Annotated in this window: 19 protein-coding genes and 1 pseudogene; 10 read left to right on the forward strand and 10 right to left on the reverse strand. The window is 33.5% G+C overall.

Annotated elements, in window-relative coordinates; all coding sequences use genetic code 11:
- The 4 genes from pnuC (at window position 1) to ACEN92_RS17470 (ending at window position 5,541) form a co-directional block, all read left to right on the forward strand.
- Complete coding sequence (gene pnuC / locus ACEN92_RS17455; protein ID WP_495639609.1) at window positions 1-624, forward strand: nicotinamide riboside transporter PnuC; 624 nt, start codon at window positions 1-3, stop codon at window positions 622-624.
- Window positions 585-2,717: a DUF4301 family protein gene (locus ACEN92_RS17460; RefSeq protein WP_495639610.1), complete on the forward strand. Its 2,133-nt coding sequence runs from the start codon at window positions 585-587 to the stop codon at window positions 2,715-2,717. Before pnuC ends, ACEN92_RS17460 begins: the two co-directional genes overlap by 40 nt.
- Window positions 2,699-3,103 carry an alternative ribosome rescue aminoacyl-tRNA hydrolase ArfB gene (gene arfB, locus ACEN92_RS17465; protein WP_495639611.1) on the forward strand — a complete coding sequence of 135 codons (405 nt, stop codon included), beginning with the start codon at window positions 2,699-2,701 and terminating at the stop codon, window positions 3,101-3,103. The genes ACEN92_RS17460 and arfB overlap by 19 nt, the downstream gene beginning before the upstream one ends.
- 275 nt (window positions 3,104-3,378) lie before the next feature.
- The gene (locus tag ACEN92_RS17470; RefSeq protein ID WP_495639612.1) at window positions 3,379-5,541 is read left to right on the forward strand and encodes a TonB-dependent receptor; all 2,163 of its coding nucleotides are present in this window, start codon (window positions 3,379-3,381) and stop codon (window positions 5,539-5,541) included.
- 55 nt (window positions 5,542-5,596) lie between these two features.
- Here the strand turns inward: ACEN92_RS17470 and ACEN92_RS17475 are convergent, their stop codons facing one another.
- Window positions 5,597-6,010 carry a Rieske (2Fe-2S) protein gene (locus ACEN92_RS17475; protein WP_495639613.1) on the reverse strand — a complete coding sequence of 138 codons (414 nt, stop codon included), beginning with the start codon at window positions 6,008-6,010 and terminating at the stop codon, window positions 5,597-5,599.
- Between the two features lie 156 nt (window positions 6,011-6,166).
- Between ACEN92_RS17475 and greA the strand changes: the two genes are divergently transcribed.
- Both greA and ACEN92_RS17485 read left to right on the forward strand, forming a co-directional pair.
- Window positions 6,167-6,643, forward strand: coding sequence for a transcription elongation factor GreA (greA, locus tag ACEN92_RS17480; protein ID WP_035623677.1), 477 nt, complete (start codon window positions 6,167-6,169; stop codon window positions 6,641-6,643).
- 45 nt (window positions 6,644-6,688) lie between these two features.
- Window positions 6,689-7,078 carry an HIT family protein gene (locus ACEN92_RS17485; protein ID WP_495639614.1) on the forward strand — a complete coding sequence of 130 codons (390 nt, stop codon included), beginning with the start codon at window positions 6,689-6,691 and terminating at the stop codon, window positions 7,076-7,078.
- Window positions 7,079-7,205: 127 nt separating this feature from the next.
- Here the strand turns inward: ACEN92_RS17485 and ACEN92_RS17490 are convergent, their stop codons facing one another.
- Window positions 7,206-8,354 carry a sensor histidine kinase gene (locus tag ACEN92_RS17490; RefSeq protein WP_495639615.1) on the reverse strand — a complete coding sequence of 383 codons (1,149 nt, stop codon included), beginning with the start codon at window positions 8,352-8,354 and terminating at the stop codon, window positions 7,206-7,208.
- A gap of 164 nt (window positions 8,355-8,518) precedes the next feature.
- Between ACEN92_RS17490 and ACEN92_RS17495 the strand changes: the two genes are divergently transcribed.
- The 4 genes from ACEN92_RS17495 to ACEN92_RS17510 all read left to right on the forward strand — a co-directional run bounded on the left by ACEN92_RS17495 (window position 8,519) and on the right by ACEN92_RS17510 (window position 11,371).
- The gene (locus tag ACEN92_RS17495; RefSeq protein ID WP_495639616.1) at window positions 8,519-9,394 is read left to right on the forward strand and encodes a flavin reductase family protein; all 876 of its coding nucleotides are present in this window, start codon (window positions 8,519-8,521) and stop codon (window positions 9,392-9,394) included.
- A gap of 30 nt (window positions 9,395-9,424) precedes the next feature.
- Window positions 9,425-9,796, forward strand: coding sequence for a DUF3127 domain-containing protein (locus ACEN92_RS17500; protein WP_495639617.1), 372 nt, complete (start codon window positions 9,425-9,427; stop codon window positions 9,794-9,796).
- A 140-nt stretch (window positions 9,797-9,936) separates the two neighbouring features.
- A complete protein-coding gene (gene aat / locus ACEN92_RS17505) occupies window positions 9,937-10,575 on the forward strand; it encodes a leucyl/phenylalanyl-tRNA--protein transferase (RefSeq protein WP_495639618.1) in 639 nt (212 codons plus the stop codon).
- 1 nt (window position 10,576) lies between these two features.
- A complete protein-coding gene (locus ACEN92_RS17510; RefSeq protein ID WP_495639619.1) occupies window positions 10,577-11,371 on the forward strand; it encodes an MOSC domain-containing protein in 795 nt (264 codons plus the stop codon).
- Here the strand turns inward: ACEN92_RS17510 and ACEN92_RS17515 are convergent.
- From ACEN92_RS17515 to thiC, 8 genes and pseudogenes are all read right to left on the reverse strand, one after another.
- Window positions 11,368-12,078 carry a HesA/MoeB/ThiF family protein gene (locus ACEN92_RS17515; protein ID WP_495639620.1) on the reverse strand — a complete coding sequence of 237 codons (711 nt, stop codon included), beginning with the start codon at window positions 12,076-12,078 and terminating at the stop codon, window positions 11,368-11,370. The genes ACEN92_RS17510 and ACEN92_RS17515 overlap by 4 nt on opposite strands.
- Before the next feature lie 105 nt (window positions 12,079-12,183).
- Window positions 12,184-13,305 (reverse strand): 2-iminoacetate synthase ThiH, encoded by a 1,122-nt coding sequence (thiH, locus tag ACEN92_RS17520; RefSeq protein ID WP_495639621.1) that lies wholly within the window; start codon window positions 13,303-13,305, stop codon window positions 12,184-12,186.
- Between the two features lie 40 nt (window positions 13,306-13,345).
- A pseudogene (locus ACEN92_RS17525) lies at window positions 13,346-13,723 on the reverse strand (GxxExxY protein).
- Between the two features lie 158 nt (window positions 13,724-13,881).
- Window positions 13,882-14,658, reverse strand: coding sequence for a thiazole synthase (locus tag ACEN92_RS17530; RefSeq protein ID WP_495639622.1), 777 nt, complete (start codon window positions 14,656-14,658; stop codon window positions 13,882-13,884).
- The gene (locus ACEN92_RS17535; RefSeq protein ID WP_495639623.1) at window positions 14,639-15,277 is read right to left on the reverse strand and encodes a thiamine phosphate synthase; all 639 of its coding nucleotides are present in this window, start codon (window positions 15,275-15,277) and stop codon (window positions 14,639-14,641) included. The genes ACEN92_RS17530 and ACEN92_RS17535 overlap by 20 nt, the downstream gene beginning before the upstream one ends.
- Complete coding sequence (locus ACEN92_RS17540) at window positions 15,270-16,022, reverse strand: hydroxymethylpyrimidine/phosphomethylpyrimidine kinase (RefSeq protein ID WP_495639624.1); 753 nt, start codon at window positions 16,020-16,022, stop codon at window positions 15,270-15,272. The genes ACEN92_RS17535 and ACEN92_RS17540 overlap by 8 nt, the downstream gene beginning before the upstream one ends.
- A complete protein-coding gene (locus ACEN92_RS17545; protein ID WP_495639625.1) occupies window positions 15,989-16,579 on the reverse strand; it encodes a thiamine phosphate synthase in 591 nt (196 codons plus the stop codon). The genes ACEN92_RS17540 and ACEN92_RS17545 overlap by 34 nt, the downstream gene beginning before the upstream one ends.
- A 142-nt stretch (window positions 16,580-16,721) precedes the next feature.
- On the reverse strand, window positions 16,722-18,545 hold the full coding sequence (gene thiC / locus ACEN92_RS17550) for a phosphomethylpyrimidine synthase ThiC (protein WP_495639626.1): 1,824 nt from the start codon (window positions 18,543-18,545) through the stop codon (window positions 16,722-16,724).
- Between the last annotated feature and the right edge of the window lie 68 nt (window positions 18,546-18,613).

Raw genomic sequence — 18,613 nt, forward strand, 5'->3', positions numbered from 1 at the left:
ATGATAGATTTTTTTCTCGATAGTTATAAAAATGCACCTTTATGGCATATTGCTCTAGAGTTTTTGGTTTTTGTCTGCGGAATTTTAAGCGTTTGGTTTGCGAAAAAAGAAAATATCTGGGTATATCCTACAGGGTTAATTGCTACTGTGATTTCAGTGTATCTTTTATATGTTGCAGGTTATATAGGCGATATGATTATCAATGTGTATTTTTCTGTTATGAGTATATATGGATGGTATGTTTGGGCAAAAGGAGGAACAGCTGAGGACACTCTGCCAATTACCAGAACAAATCTTAACGAAAAAATCATAGGAGTTTTATTGTTTTTAGTCACGTTTTTTGTAGTTTTAGAAATCTATAAATATTTCGATTATGAAATTAAAACAGACAATTATGTCGATATGGTTTCATCAGGAATATTTTTTGCAGGAATGTGGTACATGGCAAGAAAAAAAATAGAAAATTGGACACTTTGGATAATAGGTGATATTATTGTAGTACCTCTTTATGCATACCGGGGCTTAGGAATGCTGTCATTTCAGTATTTAATTTTTACAATTTTGGCTATTTCAGCTTATTTAGAATGGAGAAAAATCTTAGACAGCAAAAAACAAACATTATAAAAATTGCTTTATTTGGTCCTGAAAGTACAGGTAAAACCACACTAGCAAAACAACTTGCCGCATTTTATAAAACGGAGTGGGTTCCTGAGTTTGCACGAGATTATTTGCAACAGAAATGGGAATTAAACAATCATATCTGTGTTGAAGAAGATATGATGCCGATTGCTTACGGGCAAGTAGCATTAGAAAATGAAAAGTTAGATACCGCCCAAAAATATTTGTTTTGCGATACCAATTTAATGGTGACTAAGGTATTCTCTGAAATGTATTATGGTTTTTGTAATCCATTATTAGAGAAAGCTGCCTTAGAACATGAGTATGACTTGTTTTTCCTCACAGATATTGACGTGCCTTGGGAAAAAGATGATATTCGTGACAGTCCGAATGAAAGGGAAACTGTTTTTTCAGTTTTTAAGCAAACTTTAATAGACAGCAAAAAACCATTTATTACACTTTCAGGAGATAAAGAAACCCGTCTGGCAAAAGCTACAGCTATAATTGATAATTTGGCTGTTGCTAAAAAAAAGGGATTTTCATCAAGTGACTTTGTTGAAATTTATGATCATGGAATTCCTTTTGAAAATATTCTGAAACAGCTTAAAATTTTCAAAAAAGGAATTTCGAAAAGCAATTTAATAAGCCCGGCAACAATCAATAACGGGATTTTAAGTTTGTCTGATCCTGATTTTGAAGAAAAAGCCATTTTTTTTGATGCTCATAAAGCTGATTTTAAAATATGTAAATTCATTCCGGCTTCGGGAGCAGCAACCAGGATGTTTAAGTTCTTAATTGCTTTTCTGAATAATTATGATATTCAAAAAGAAACAATCAACTCTTATATCAATAGGAAAAATGATAATGATTTGTCCATTTTTATTGTTGCAATGGATAAATTTCCTTTTTTTAAGGCAGTAGATAAAAAGCTGCGAATTATTTATCCTCATTTCGATACTTTAGACAGGGATCATAAAAATTATTATTTTATAAAATTATTACTGTCTTCAAATTATTTTGATTTTGCCAATAAGCCAAAAGCAGTTTTACCTTTCCATAAATATGAAACCCATATTGCAAATCCAATAGAAGAGCATTTAAATGAATGTGTGCATTATGCAGCTACGAATAAAACTTCGAATTTGCATTTTACAGTTTCCGAAGCTCATCTTGAATTGTTTGAAAAAGCTATTGAGGATGTCAGACAAAAAATAGAATCAGAATCCGGAACCGAAATACATATTAGTTTTTCCTATCAAAACAGGCGTACAGATTCTATTGTTGTGGATGTAAAAGATAATGTTTTCAGGAATCAAAAAGGATCATTTGTTTTTAGGCCCGGCGGACATGGAGCACTGATTGAAAATCTTAATAAAATTGATGCTGATATTATTTTTATAAAAAATATTGATAATGTAATTCAAAATCATATTAATCAAATTACATTGTATAAAAAAGGATTGGCCGGAATTTTAATAGAATTGCAGCAAAAAGTCTTTGGTTATTTAGAAGCTATAGAAAAAGAGCAGATTAAAAAGAAAGACATTGAGGAAATTGTCGATTTTTTAATGCAGAAGCTTTGTATAAAAATGACAAGTGATTTTAATAAATTTACTTTCGAAAATAAAATAAGCAAAATAAAAGAACTGTTGGACAAACCAATCCGGATTTGTGGAATGGTTAAAAATGAAGGTGAAGCTGGCGGCGGGCCATTTTGGACCAGAAATGATAAAGGCGAGGTTTCCTTGCAAATTGTAGAAACTTCACAAGTCGATTTAACGAATAAAAAGCAAAAATCAATTTTAGAAGAATCTACTCATTTTAATCCTGTCGATTTAGTCTGCAGCACTAAAAACTATAAAGGAGAGAAGTATGATCTGACTCAGTTTGTTGATCATAATACAGGATTTATTGTAGAAAAAAGTGCTGAAGGGAAAATAGTTAAAAATTATGAGCTGCCGGGATTATGGAATGGGGGAATGTCAAACTGGCTGACCATTTTTGTCGCAGTCCCATTAATAACTTTTAATCCGGTGAAAACAGTAAATGACTTATTAAAACAAGCACATCAACCACAAAAATGGATATCGGAAGAATAATAGCAGAGTTGAATTTTAAAGCCGTTAGAAGTAGCGGAGCCGGTGGACAAAACGTGAACAAAGTATCTTCAAAAATAGTTTTGACTTTTGATCTGAATGCATCTGAATATTTATCAGATGAGGAAAAACTGCTTTTAAAAACTAATCTGGCTTCACGCCTGACTTCAGAAGATATTCTGATCTTAAATTGTGACGAAGACAGAAGCCAGCTTAAAAACAAAGAGATTGTTGTGAAACGTTTTTTAGAAATTATCAAAAAAGGGCTGTTTGTTCCTAAAATTCGAAAAGCGACTAAGATTCCTAAATCAGTCATTAAAAAACGAATTAAAGACAAGAAAAATATCTCTGAGATAAAACAATCCCGTAGAAAGCCAAATTTAGAGTAACCGTTAAGAATTTGATTTTTCACATCGAATTTGATTTATTATAATTGATATTGATTTTTGCAATTGCTTTTTGATTTTTGCAATTTTTAATAGTACTTTTGCAGCGTCTCAAAGGGGTGCTCTAAATAACGAGCTGAGATCATACCCAAAGAACCTGAGCGAGTAATGTTGCTAAGGGAAAAAACGACATTTTTAGTTTGTACTATATATTGTCGTGAAACAATTTATTAATTAACAAAAGAATAATTACCCCTTTTATTCGTAATTCTTTACGGATGAAAACCATTTTTAAAGGTGCTGAGGTACTAAGTTACAAAGGTTCTAAGTTTCAAAAAACAACAAGAATCAAATCTATTTTCTTTACTCTATTCTCTATTTTCTTTACTCTGTTTTCTTTTTCACAAGAGCAGGATTCAACAAAAGTCAATCAATTGGATGATGTGTTGGTCTCGGCAGTTCGTGTTACTGCAAAAACGCCGGTAAGTTTTAATAATCTTAATAAAAAAGATATCAAATATAGAAATCTTGGTCAGGATATTCCAATCCTTATGAATTACCTGCCGTCTGTAGTTACAACTTCTGATGCAGGAAATGGAATGGGTTATACCGGAATCCGTGTGCGTGGAAGCGATGCAACGAGAGTCAATGTTACCATAAACGGAATTCCGTATAATGATGCCGAAAGTCAGGGAACATTTTGGGTAAACATGCCCGATTTTGCTTCTTCTGTCGAGAGTCTGCAATTACAAAGAGGAGTAGGGACATCGACTAACGGTTCAGGTGCTTTTGGTGCCAGTCTGAATATGCTGACCGACAATTATGCATCAAAAGCCAATGGTGAAATTTCGAATTCTTTTGGCAGTTTCAATTCACATAAACATACCGTGAAATTCAGTACAGGTTTATTAAATGACCATTTTGAATTGGCAGGACGTTTGTCGACTATAAAATCAGACGGATATGTTGACAGAGCGAGTTCTGACTTAAAATCTTATTTTTTACAGGGAACTTATGTTGGTAAAACCACTTTAATCAAAGCATTGGTTTTTGGCGGAACTGAAAAAACATACCAGTCCTGGAACGGAATTGATGCTGAAACTCTAAATACAGATCGTACTTTCAATTCTGCCGGAATGTATACGGATGAAGCTGGAAATGTTCGTTTTTATGATAATGAAACTGATAATTACCAACAAGATCATTATCAATTGCATTGGAGTGAGTCATTTTCTGATAAATGGAGTACGAACTTAGCTTTTCATTATACTAAAGGAAAAGGGTATTATGAAAATTATAAGGAAGATGCCGATATGTCTGATTACGGATTGCTTCCCGTTGGAACTGTAACTACAACCGATTTAGTACGTCAGAAATGGTTGGATAATGATTTTTACGGAGCTACATTTTCTTTAAAGTATAAGGATGAAAAATTAGACATTATTTTAGGAGAAGGCTGGAATAAATACGAAGGCGATCATTACGGAAAAGTAATTTGGGCAAGATATGCATCACAATCAGAACTGGGAGATCATTATTATGATGATTTTTCGACAAAAACAGATGGGAATATTTTCTTAAAAGCAAATTATCAGATAATCGAAAAATTAAGTTTATACGGAGATTTGCAATACCGAACAGTCCAATATAAAGCCAATAGCTGGGAAACCGGTTTGGTAAATGATACTTTTAATTTCTTTAATCCAAAAGCGGGTTTGAACTTTGAAATAAACCAAAAAAACACTTTGTACTTTTCTTACGCAAGAGCTAACCGCGAACCAAACAGGACCGATTATGAAGGCGGAAATGTAAAACCTGAAAAATTAAACGATTTTGAATTGGGATGGAGATTCAATTCAGAGAAATTTCAATTGACTTCTAATTTGTATTATATGGGATACAAAGACCAGTTGATTTTAACGGGAACATTGGACGATGTTGGATCCCCAATTCGTTCAAATAGTGAAAAAAGCTACCGTTTAGGATTTGAAGTTGATGCCACTATTAAGCTTTCAGAGAAATTTATTCTTAGACCAAATTTTACTTTAAGCAGCAATAAAAATGTTGATTTAGATGTAGAAGGTCAGAATTACGGAACAACAGATATTGCCTATTCTCCTTCAGTTATTGCAGGAAATATTATTGTGTATAGCCCGATTAAGAGTTTACATCTTTCGTTATTGCAGAAATTTGTTGGTGAGCAGTATATGAATAATATAGAATTGCCTTCAGCAAAACTAGCTGATTATTTTGTGAATGATTTTAATGTTTCGTATGAAATTCAGCCTAAATCTGTTTTCAAATCAATTATGGTTACCGGTTTAGTAAATAATATTTTAGATAAAAAATATGTTTCAAACGGATATATGTGGGATGTTTATCCATACTATTATCCACAGTCAGGAACCAATTTCTTAATTGGACTGACTTTGAAATTCTAAAAGATTCCTAAAAAATAGAAGAGCCTGAAAATTTAAATTTTCAGGCTCTTCTATTTTAGTTATAAACATGAATCACTGTTCCGCTAACTTCAACCCGATATTGTTTTAGAGGATATTCCTTTCCTCCTAATCCGGTAAATAAACTATATTCGGCCTTATCACAAGAACAAACAGCATTAATGCCATTAATAGTCATGGCAACACAAGAAGTTAATTCCTGATTTGGACATGCGGCATCAAAAGCATTATAACCACTTCCGGTATTAAAAATAATAACTCCTTTGGCCCCATAACCAGACATTATAATTCCATTGCTCGGATATTTAAGATTAGAATAAGCCGGTAAATTCATATCTATAGTAAAATTGATGCTATAATTGGGGATATAAGGATTTTTATTGTTTATGCCATTATCGCTACACGAAAAAAGTAGAGAAACAAATACGATCAGGAGCCAGATTTTTTTCATTATTTTAATAAGAATTAGTGAAACAAAAATAAATTATTTAGTTTTTGAATTTTATATGATTAACATATAATTATGTACTATAAAAAATAATAGTATATTTGTAATAAGAAATCCCGTTCCGATGGGATTTTTTGTATTTATATAAACGATGAAGTTATGAGTAAAGTATCTTATTATACAGCAGAAGGATTAAAAAAATTAAAAGATGAGTTGGAGCACTTAAAAAGTGTAATGCGTCCAAAGGCATCTCAGGATATAGCAGAAGCAAGAGACAAAGGTGATTTATCTGAAAATGCCGAATATGATGCAGCAAAAGAGGCTCAGGGTTTACTGGAAATGAGAATTTCTAAGTTAGAAGAAGTATATTCAAATGCCAGATTAATTGATGAATCACAACTGGATGTTTCTAAAGCATTGGTGCTTTCTAATGTAAAAATTAAGAACCAAAGCAACGGTATGGAAATGAAATACACATTGGTTGCAGAAAGTGAAGCTGATTTGAAAACAGGAAAAATTTCAGTGACATCTCCTATCGGCAAAGGTTTACTTGGAAAATCAGTTGGAGAAGTAGCTGAAATTACAGTACCAAATGGGGTTTTGAAATTTGAGATTTTAGAAATTTCACGTGACTAATTATTTCTAAATCGTAAATAATCGAAAAAGTTAATAAACTAAATGATGAGTTCAATTTTCACAAAAATAGTAAAGGGACAGATTCCGTGTTATAAAATAGCTGAAGATGAAAATTTTTTGGCTTTTTTAGATGTAAATCCAAATGCTAAAGGACACACGCTTTGTATTCCAAAACAAGAAATCGATAAGATTTTTGATATGGATGATGAGTTGTATTCAGGGTTAATGAAGTTTTCCAGGAAAATTGCAATTGCTCTGGAAAAAACAGTTCCCTGCAAAAGAGTAGGAATGGCAGTTGTTGGATTAGAAGTGCCTCATGCACATGTTCATTTGATTCCGTTAAACGAAATGGATGAAATGCGTTTCCTGAATAAAGTGTCACTTTCCAAAGAAGAATTTGAAACTTTGGCCAAAAGTATCCAGGCGAATTTGTAAAAAGATAATGTCAGATTTAGTAAGTCATGTCAGGCTGAGCGTAGTCGAAGCCCTTTTGTATTCAAAACATCTCGACTCCGCTCGATTTGACAATAAAAATGTAAAGTTGTAGCAAAAGCAATTTTCACTACACTTTTTTATTTAAAAGAATCTGAAAAGTCGTTCCTTTTCCTATTTCGGAATGTAAAACTTTTATTTTTCCGCTATGGTACTCCTCGACAATTCTTTTAGTTAAAGAAAGTCCAAGTCCCCAGCCTCTTTTTTTGGTAGTAAAACCGGGTTCAAATATCGTTTTAAATTGCTTTTTTGATATTCCGCTTCCGGAATCTTTTACGTTTATTTTTACGTGATGTGCGTCTTGTTCAATTTGAAGGTCTAAATTTCCTTTACCTTTCATGGCATCAATTGCATTTTTTACTAAATTTTCAATAGTCCAACTATGTAAAGTTGGGTTTATCATTGCTAAAATAGGTTCTTTTGGTGCATTATATGAAAATGCAACTTGTTTGGAAAAACGAGATTGCAAATATTCATAAGTATTCAGAGTTTCAGCAATAATATCATGTGGTTCTAAAACCGGAACAGATCCAATCTTTGAAAAACGATCTGTAATAGTCTGTAAGCGTTCAATATCTTTTTCTATTTCAGAGGTAATAGATTGGTCAATGTTTTCAGTTTTCAATATTTCAACCCATCCAATTAAAGAGGATAACGGTGTGCCAATCTGATGTGCAGTCTCTTTTGCCATACCTGCCCAAAGCTTGTTTTGGGTAGCCATTTTTGTGCTTTTGTAAAAATTATAAATCAAAGCGCCAAACAAAAAGATAATCAGTAATAAAGCAATCGGATAATATTTAAGTTTATTGAGTAATTCAGAATTTCCGTAATATAATTCCTGATATTTTCCAGGTGAATATTCAAAGATTATAGGGTCATTCTCATTTTTTAATTTTTTCAAAAAAGCCTTCGATTTTTTCTTGTCATTCAGGATTTCATCAGGAACATTCTTAGAGCTCACAATTTTATCATACATTGTCAATATCACAGGAATTGAAGTGTTATCACTGAAAATCTGAAGAGGAAGTTCTACATCAGTATTTTCGTTGGCATTCACTATCGAAATTTGGGCGTTAGCGAAAAGTTTCATTTTCAGCCGTTCTTCATTTTTAAAAATTTGAAAAAAAGTATAGGTATTCCAAAGTATCAGTGAGATGATTAAAAAGGAAATAAAAATAATAATCCATCGGGTAGTATTTCTTTTTTCAGAAAAAAGCATAAATATGATTTTGAGGTATAAATATAACGAAATAAACACATTTAATATTTTGTGTGCCTCTAAAGATTTTTTTGCTTTTAAGTCTGAAACTATTTCTTTGACTTAAACCATTTCTATACTTTTGTAGTTGCTTGAAATGAGATTCGGTTAAAAAGAAAAAAGATATGATTAGCATTAATCCAAAAGAGATATCAACGGCAAAATTACAAGGCTATTTGCAAAGTGCCATTGGACCACGACCAATTGCTTTTGCAAGTACAATCAGTGCAAAAGGAATTCCTAATTTGTCGCCTTTCAGCTTCTTTAATGTATTTAGTGCCAATCCGCCAATTTTGGTTTTTTCGCCTTCAAGACGTGTGCGCGATAATACGATTAAACACACTCTTATTAATGCTCAAGCAACACGGGAGGTTGTAATTAATGTAGTAAATTATGATTTGGTACAGCAAACTTCGCTGGCAAGTACCGAATATGGTGATGGAGTTAATGAGTTTATAAAAGCCGGATTAACGCAAATACCTTCCGATATAGTAAAACCTTATCGTGTAAAAGAATCTCCGGTACAGTTTGAGTGCAAAGTCACGCAGATTATTCCTTTAGGAGAAGAAGGCGGAGCAGGAAATCTTATTCTTTGTGAGGTAGTGAAAATTCATATTCACGAATCGATTTTGGATGAAAACGGAGCTATTGATCAGCATAAAATTGATTTGGTTTCAAGACTGGGAAATAATTGGTACTCAAGATCTAATCAGGGACTTTTTGAGGTGCAAAAACCGTTGACGACTTTAGGAGTTGGAGTAGATGTGATTCCGAATTTTATCAAAGAAAGTCCCGTTTTTAACGGAAATGATCTTGGAAAATTAGGCAATATTGAAGCCTTGCCTACAACAGAAGAAGTTAGTATATTTGTGAAAGAAAATTTTTCTGTAAAAGGGGTTTTAAGCTCCGATGATCAGGAAAAAATACATCTGGAAGCCAAAAAATATCTGAATAATGATGATATTGCATCGGCCTGGAAAGTGCTTTTAGCAAAGAAATAAGAAACGAAATAATAATTAATATAGAAGAAGATGGAAGTTATAGGAAAAGTAAAAGTGATTAACCCGGAGCAGCAGGTTAGTGCCTCATTCAAAAAAAGAGAATTAGTTGTTACTACTGATGAGCAGTACCCACAGCATATTTTAGTCGAATTTACACAAGATAAATGCGATTTATTAAATAGCTACAAACAAGGTGAAGCTGTAAAAGTTTCTATCAATTTAAGAGGAAGAGAATGGGTTAATCCACAAGGAGAAACCAAATATTTCAATAGTATTCAAGGTTGGAGAATCGAAAGGTTAGCGCCGGAAGGTCCTGGACAAACGCCTCCAATGCCGGCTGCAGAAGCTTTTGCTCCGGCGACTAATTTAAACGAAGACGAACCTGACGATTTACCTTTCTAAAAAGTAAATTTTAAGGTTGTAAATTCCAAATTCCAAATCATTAATGTGTATTTGGGATTTGGAATTTTGTTTTTTGTTTAACGAGATGAACAGACACAATATTGAGAAATTGGAATTTAATCTTATTGGAATTTAAAAAAATGCATTACATATTCAAAGATTTATTTTTTCCTCCAGTTTCAGAAGCCGATGAAGAAGGTATTCTGGCAATTGGCGGGGATTTAAGTTCAGAAAGATTGGAATTAGCTTACAAAAGCGGAATCTTCCCTTGGTTTAATGAAGGAGAACCTATTTTGTGGTGGTCACCGGACCCAAGGATGGTTTTGTTTCCGGATGAATTGATTGTTTCTAAAAGTATGCGGAATATTTTGAACCGAAATCAGTTTAAGGTTACTTTTAATCAGAACTTTGCAGCCGTAATTTTGAATTGCCAAAAAATAAAGCGTGATGGTCAAAACGGAACGTGGATTTCAAACGAAATGATCGATGCCTATTACAAATTAAATGCAGAAGGAATTGCAAAATCGGTTGAAGTTTGGCAGGATGAGGTTTTGGTTGGAGGCTTATACGGAATTGATTTAGGCCATGTTTTCTGTGGTGAAAGTATGTTTTCTAAAGTATCTAATGCTTCCAAAGTAGCTTTTATAGCTTTGGTAAATTTTTTAAAAGAGGGAAATTATAAATTGCTGGACTGTCAGGTTTATAATCCACATTTAGAAAGTTTAGGCTGTCGCGAAATTGACCGTGATGAATTTATGTCTATTTTAAAAAGTAAGTAAAATGAATGCTGTTCATGTTGTAAAAGAAATTTATATTTATCCAATTAAAAGTCTGGCCGGAATCAGCTGCCAACAAGCTTTTGCTGAAGAAATGGGTTTTGAAAACGACCGTCGATGGATGTTGCTGGATTCTGATAATCAACATATAACGCAGAGAGAATATCCCGTAATGAGCCAGTTTTATCCACAGATTTCAGAGGGAAAAATCAGAATTACTTTTAAAGATTATAAACATGAATTTTCAATTGATGAATATTTAGATCATCAGATTTACACAAAAGTGTGGGATGATAAAAGCTATGTTTTTGAAGTAAATAAAACAACTTCAGATTGGTTTAGCGAATGTCTAGGATTTGAATGTAAATTGGTTAAAATTATAAATATTGGAGATCGCAAACATGAAAGTTCAGTATCAAAAGAAACATATAATGTTAGTTTTGCCGATGCATATCCTTATTTGGTCATTGGAACGCAAAGTTTGGATTTTTTAAATGACAAACTGGAAGAAAAAATCACAATCAAAAGATTTCGTCCCAATATAGTTATCAGTAGCCAAAATCCTCATGAGGAAGACGATTTTAATACTTTTAAAATTGGAGAAGTTCAGTTTAAAAACGTAAAACCCTGTGGAAGATGTATAATGGTTAATAATGATCCGCAGAATGGAATTGTGAAAAAGGAACCGCTGAAAACCTTAAGTACTTACAGAAATGTCAACAATTCCGTTTTATTTGGAACGAATATTGTCAGTTTAAATTCAGGAATTATTAGTGTTGGAGATGAGGTTGTTTTTTAAAAATTCAATTTTGTAAAGCTATAATTCAAAGTATTAAAAAGCACCAATTCATTTTTTAAGGTTGGTAATTGTAATATCAATTTTAAAGTTTCATGCGCCATCATCGTGCCGATAATTCCGGGTAAAGTTCCAAGAACTCCGTTTAAATTACAATTTGGCACCTCTTTTGTGTCTGGCATTTCAGGAAATAAATCTCGCAGATTTTTGCCTCCGTTATGATTAAAAACAGCAAGCTGACCTTCAAATTTTAAAATACTTCCATAAACTAAAGGTTTCTGAAGTTCAACACAAGTATCGTTTACCAGATAACGGGTAGTAAAATTATCAGAGCCATCAACTACAATATCATATTGCTGAATAATTTTCGATGCATTTTCAGGTGTTAACTTTTCACGAATTGCTTCCACAGTTATCAAAGGATTAAGTTTCGAAACAACATTTTTGGCAACAATTGCTTTTTCCTGACCAATTTCGTTTTCAGTATATAAAATTTGTCGATGTAAATTATGGATTTCAATAGTGTCAAAATCCATTATTCCAATAAAACCTACGCCAGCCGTTGCTATATATTGAAGAATCGGACAGCCCAAGCCTCCGGCTCCTATTACCAAAACTTTTGCCTTTTTGAGTTTTTCCTGGCCTTCATCTCCAATTTCAGGGAGAATAGTTTGTCGGTTGTAACGTAGAAATTCTTGTATGATGCTCATTGTAAATATTAGAAGTTAAAGAGTTATGGTGTCAGGTTGAGCGGAGTCGAAACCCTAATACTGCGAAAATGATATATTAAAGCATGATAATTCAACTTGAAAATGTTAGAATTGATTACTAAAACTTTTATCCCAATCCTTCCAAACGGGTTCATAACCTTTTTTAGTAATGATTTCGGAAATTTCTCCTGCTGTACGCTCATCACTTATTTCAAATTGTTCCAGTGATTGCGGATCAACTACATAACCACCTGGATTTGTTTTAGAACCTGCACTCATACTCGTAACACCAATCGGAATAATATTGTTTCTGAATTTTTCGTTTTCACGAGTCGAAATGGAGATTTCCAGATCTTCATTCCATAAACGATAAGCACAGATTAGCTGTGTCAAATCTTTATCGTCCATAATAAAATTGGGTTCGATAATGCCTTCTGCCGGACGTAATCTGGGGAAAGAGACAGAATATTTGGTCTGCCAATATTTCTTTTGGAGATAATCGAGATGTAAGGCATTAAAAAAACTATCTGTTCGCCAATCTTCCAAACCTAACAAAACACCCAATCCTATTTTATGAATTCCGGCAGTTCCAATTCGGTCAGGAGTTTCAAGCCTGAAATCAAAATTGGATTTTTTGCCTTTCGTATGATATTTTTTGTAAACTTCCTGATGATATGTTTCCTGATAAACCAAAACTGAATAAACCCCAGCCTCATGCAAACGTCGATATTCTTCGATAGAAAGTGGCTGAACTTCGACCGAAATAATTGAAAACTGCTCTCTGATTAAATTAATTGCATTCAGAAAATAATTAATGTTTACCGTATAATTAGCCTCGCCCGTAACCAATAAAACATGATCGAAACCAACTTTTTTTAATTCTTCAACCTCGAGTTTAATCTCAGCATCAGTAAGTGTTTTTCGTTTTATTTTATTGTCCAGACTAAAACCGCAATACGTACAAATGTTCTGACATTCGTTGCTTAAATACAATGGAGCATACATTTGAATAGTTTTGCCAAAACGCTTTTTAGTAATTTCATGACATTCCTGTGCCATTTGCTCTAAATAATTTTGTGCAGCAGGAGAAATCAGAACTAAAAAATCATCCAGATTACGTTTGGTTCTAGCCAATGAATGCTCGACATCTTGTGATGAAGTCTGATATATTTTACTTTGAATGGTTTCCCAATCATATTGCTCAAAAATGGATTTGAATGTTTTCATTTTTTATTTTGTTTCCCGCAGATTTTGCAGATCGTGCAGATTAAATTTTATTAGCAACACGATGAATATTCTCAAGAATATTAGAGCAGTTGAAATTGACTAATAATCCGAGTTTTTTATTAGTTAATTTTAAATAAGTATTTAATTGTTTAAAGTGAATAGATTTTATTTGTTCTACTGATTTTAATTCTATTATTACTTTATCTTCTACTAAAATATCTAGCCTGAATGTAATGTCTAAGTAAACATCATCATATTTAACTGGCAGATCAATTTGTTTAATTACTTTTAGCCCATCCTTTTTCAATTGATAGTAAAGAGCACTTTAATATACAGATTCTAATAATCCAGGACCGAGAGTGTTATATACTTTAAAAATTGAACCCCTAACTTTATATGAAATTTCATTTTCTGACATAATTATGATTTGAGTTATTTAAATCAAATATAATGAAATTTCTTACTTTTATTAAAATGTTTTTCTCGCAGATTTTGGAGATTTAGCAGATTATTTTTGACTTGCTTATTTATATTTTTGAAATCTGCTAAATCTCCAAAATCTGCGAGAGATTAAAACTATTCATATAAAAAAGCTGTCAAAGGACTGGAGGCAACTGCTTGATTTTGCTTGTTTGCAATTTGAGCTTCAAAAGCTTTTCTTCCTGCTATTACAGCTTCTTTAAAAGCTTCAGCCATTAGTTTCGGATTTCCCGCAACAGCAATTGCAGTATTGACTAAAACGGCATCGGCACCAATTTCCATGGCTTTTGCTGCGTCAGATGGAGCACCAATTCCGGCATCTACAATTACAGGAACATTACTTTGTTCGATTATAATTTCCAAAAAATCAATGGTTTTTAAACCTTTGTTACTGCCAATTGGCGAACCTAAAGGCATGACAGCTGCTGTTCCAGCATTTTCCAAATGTTTGCACAAAACTGGATCTGCATGAATATATGGCAAAACAAAAAAACCAAGTTTTGCAAGTTCTTCAGTAGCTTTTAAAGTCTCAATTGGATCTGGCATTAAGTATTTTGGGTCCGGATGAATTTCAAGTTTGACCCAGTTGGTTTCGAGTGCTTCGCGTGCTAATTGCGAAGCAAAAACAGCTTCTTTTGCATTTCTGGCACCTGATGTATTGGGTAATAAATTGATATTGGGATGTTGTAAATGTGATAAAATAGCATCCGTATCGGTTTCGAGATCTATGCGTTTTAAGGCTACAGTAACCAATTCACTTCCTGAAGCTAAAATGGCTTCTTCCATTTGCAGGTTAGAACCGAATTTTCCTGTTCCCAGAAATAAGCGGGAAGTAAGGATTTTATCTCCAATTTTAAATAATGACGTTTGCATATAATTTGTCGTTAAGTTGTTGAACCAGTTTTTCTTTTTGAAGGCTTTTTGTAATCATTCCGGAAACGGCAATGCCATGAATACCTGTTTTTACAAGACTTTCTATATTTTCCAAGGTGATTCCGCCAATAGCGTAAACGGGTGTTAAAATGTTTTCAGTTTTCATTTTATTCAGAATTGAAGCATAACCTTCAGCACCTAAAATGGGGCTTAATTTTTCTTTGGTTTCAGTAAACTGAAAAGGCCCTAAACCAATATAATCGCAGCCGTTTTTAGATTGAAGCATAATATCTTCAAAAGTATTTGCTGTTGCACCAATAATTTTTCTGTCTCCTAAAATAGCTCTGGCTTCAGTGATGTTCATGTCGGTTAAACCCAAATGAACTCCATCTGCAGCAATTTTATGAGCGAGTAAAACATCATCATTTACGATGAAATTTGCCAGATACTCTTCGCATAAAGTTTTTACAGCTTCGGCCAAAATAAATCTTTTTTCAGGGGTTTGATTTTTGAATCGCATTTGTATCCAATTACAACCGGCATCAAGAGCCTGATGAATATTTTGTAATTGCTTTTCGACTGTTTCACCTTGTGAAATATATTGTAATTTGTTAAACATAATGATAACCAATTAGTGATGATGTGGAATTTAAATACTTTTCAATATATACTTTAGCTTCTGAACAAGCAGTTTTTATGTCATGTCCTAAAGCTAAATTTGCAGTAATTGCGGAAGATAATACACAGCCTGATCCGTGCTTCGGCTGGAAATTAATTTTTGTAGGCAAGAGTTCTATCAGATTACTTTTTAGAAATAAATAATCAGTGCCCAATGCAGTATGATTATGACCGCCTTTCAATAAAATAGCGGTTGGAAGCTCATTTTTTACCCAAAGTTTTTCTGAAATAAAATTGGGGTAAAGCTGGAGTATTTCCTCATAATTGGGCGTTATTAAATCAATTTTTGATAATGTTTTTTGTAAATCTGTTTGATTTTCAATTGTTAAAAACTCAAATTCTGTCGAAGATTTTAATACGGTATCCCAAACAATAATTGTATTTCGATTTAATTTTTTAATTAAGGAAACAACTTCATTTAAATAGAAAAAGGAAGGAACAACGCCAATTTTAACCGATTTTATAGGATAGTTTTTGAATAACTTTTTTACGGAGCGCAATACAAAATCAAGCGATGTCCATTCAATTTCGTAGAATTTACAGTCGGTTTGAATTGTATTTGCAGTGCTTATGGCTAATCCTTGTACCTGATGCTGTTCAAAAGTTTTAATATCAGCTAAAATTCCGGCACCTCCTGAAGGATCTAAACCAGCTATGCTAAGAGCGAAAGGGCGATTTTTTGACATAGTTTAAAATTTTTAATTGAATTTGGACTATTCCAGATTGTTCCTAAAAGGGCAACATCATCAAAACCATTTTGAAGTGATTTTTCAATATTGTCTGAATAAATTCCGCCTAAAGCAACTACTTTAGCATTAAAGTTTTTCCGCTTTGCTAAACCTTCAAAAAGGTTGATTTTTGGACTATAATTTTCTTTTGAAATGCTTGTAAAAACCGGGCTTAAAAAAGCATATTCAAAAATGTTTTTCAACGCATTGAAATCTTCAATTGAATGTATGGAAGTTGATAAAATCATGTTTGCAATTATTTGAAAATCATTCTTTTTTCTTTTTGTTTCTGAAAAATGTATTCTGTTAATTCCAAAATCCGCTGCTATTTCATGATGGTTGTGCAAAACCAGTTTCTTCCTATATTCATGTTTTATTTTATGAATAAATTTTGCTGTTTCTACTTCTGAGAAATCGGGTTTCCGAATGTGAAGCAAAGACAATCCTTCTTCAAATAAAGAATCAATAATGCTGATTTCATTTGCAATTGCAGAAGGATTTGTAATTACGATCATTTTTTTTGGTTTACAGTTGATGGTTTATAGTTAATAGTTTTTGTATAAGTGAAGTTATTAAGTTGATTAGGCAGAATATGATTTTGTTGTTTTTAACTAACAACTAACAACTAACAACTAACAACTAACAACTAACAACTAACTAGATATAAATCTCTTTCCCTTGCTCAATAAACTCTTCTGATTTTTCCTGCATGCCTTTTTCGGCGGCAGCCACATCACGAATTTCCTGCGATATTTTCATGGAGCAGAATTTCGGGCCACACATGGAGCAGAAATGGGCCACTTTTGCACCATCAGCAGGAAGGGTTTCATCGTGAAATTCTCTCGCGGTATCCGGGTCTAATGATAAATTAAACTGATCTTCCCAACGGAATTCAAATCGTGCTTTACTTAACGCATTGTCGCGATATTGTGCTCCCGGATGACCTTTGGCCAAATCTGCAGCATGAGCCGATATTTTATAAGTGATAACACCATCTTTAACGTCCTTTTTGTTGGGTAAACCCAGATGTTCTTTTGGCGTAACATAACACAACATGGCACAGCCATACCAACCAATCATTGCGGCTCCAATTGCTGATGTGATATGATCGTAACCTGGTGCAATATCTGTAGTTAAAGGTCCAAGTGTGTAAAACGGAGCTTCATGACAATGTTCTAATTGTTTCTCCATGTTTTCCTTAATCATGTGCATTGGTACATGTCCTGGGCCTTCAATAAACACCTGAACATCGTGTTTCCAGGCAATTTTTGTCAGTTCTCCTAAAGTTTCCAGTTCTGCGAATTGAGCAGCGTCATTGGCGTCTGCAATTGAACCAGGACGTAAACCATCACCTAATGAAAATGCAACATCATATTGTTTCATGATTTCGCAGATTTCTTCAAAATGTGTATATAAAAAGTTTTCTTTATGATGGAACAGACACCATTTTGCCATGATTGATCCACCACGCGAAACGATTCCGGTAACACGATCTGCCGTTAAATGAATGTAACGAAGTAAAACACCTGCATGAATCGTAAAATACGAGACACCTTGTTCTGCCTGTTCGATTAATGTATCGCGAAAAACTTCCCAGGTTAAATCTTCGGCTATTCCTTTTACTTTTTCCAAAGCCTGATAAATTGGCACTGTACCAATTGGAACCGGAGAATTACGAATAATCCATTCTCTGGTTTCGTGAATGTTTTTTCCTGTAGATAAATCCATGATGGTGTCGGCACCCCAGCGACAAGCCCAAACGGCTTTTTCAACTTCTTCTTCGATGCTTGAAGTCACTGCGCTGTTACCAATATTTGCGTTTATTTTCACTAAAAAGTTACGGCCAACTATCATGGGTTCACTTTCAGGATGGTTGATGTTGTTTGGAATTATGGCTCTTCCGCAGGCAACTTCGCTACGAACAAATTCTGGAGTGATTTTGCTTTTTGGCGTATTCGCACCAAAACTATGTCCTTGGTGCTGACATTGCATAGCTTTGGTTTGCTCGTTTATCAACTCAATTCGTTGGTTTTCACGAATTGCAATATATTCCATTTCGGGAGTGATAATTCCTTGTTTGGCGTAATACAATTGTGTGACATTTGCACCTTTTTTTGCTCTTTTTGGCTGGTGTAAATATTCAAATCGAAGGTGATTTAAGCTTTCGTCTTTTAAACGTGTCTGACCATAATCTGAGCTGATCTCGGTTAGGATTTCGACATCGTTTCTATTTAAAATCCATTCTTCTCTTAGTCGTGGAAGCCCTTTTCGAATGTTAATTTCAATGTTAGGATCCGTATAAGCGCCCGATGTGTCGTAAATAGTTACAGGTGGATTTTTTTCAATTCCTCCATTAGAAAGCTTGGTGTCATTTAAAATTACCTCGCGCATGGCTACTTTAATTGGGTGAATTTCGCCGTTTACGTATATTTTTCTGGAGTTTGTAAATGGTGTCCTTGATATTTGTTCTTCGTTTGTCATTGCTGATTTAGATTTGAAATTGCTATTGTTATTTTTATTGAAATTTTAAATTTTCTCGTAACCGATTT

It is taken from the genome of Flavobacterium sp. Flavsp81, from assembly GCF_059491325.1.